A 426-nucleotide genomic window follows, 5' to 3' on the forward strand; every position below is an offset into this window, starting at 1 on the left:
GCGCGCCCGCCTTGCGCGACGCGAGGCACATCAGCACCACGTACGGAAACACGGCCTGCTTCACGCCGAAGCTGCCGCCGGAATCGCGCGGTGCCTTATGACGCAGACGATTGGCGGGCACGTTCAACGCCATCGCCATGACGGCGTGCAGCGAGAACGGTCCCATGAAATTCGACGTGACGTCGTAGCCTTCATCGCCGGAAAGGTACTCGGCGATGACTACGCCGCACTCGATCGGCGCACAGGTATTGCGCGGATAATGCGCGACCAGCTTCACGCGATGCGGCGCGCGTTCGAAGGCCGCTTCGGGCTCGCCGTAGCGGAAGTGCCGGTCGCTGATGACGTTGCTGCCTACGCGCTCGTGCAGCGCGGGGCCTTCGTTGCTCGCGGCCTGTTCGATCGACGTCACGGGATCGAGCATCGCAT

At 65.3% G+C, this 426-nt stretch carries 1 protein-coding gene; it reads right to left on the minus strand.

Features of this window, described 5'->3' with window-relative positions; genetic code table 11:
* The coding region (locus SB753_RS34960; RefSeq protein WP_410804614.1) for a molybdopterin cofactor-binding domain-containing protein at nucleotides 1-426 on the minus strand (426 nt) is incomplete at both ends.

The organism is Paraburkholderia sp. SIMBA_053, from assembly GCF_046534895.1.
Classification (GTDB): domain Bacteria; phylum Pseudomonadota; class Gammaproteobacteria; order Burkholderiales; family Burkholderiaceae; genus Paraburkholderia; species Paraburkholderia caledonica.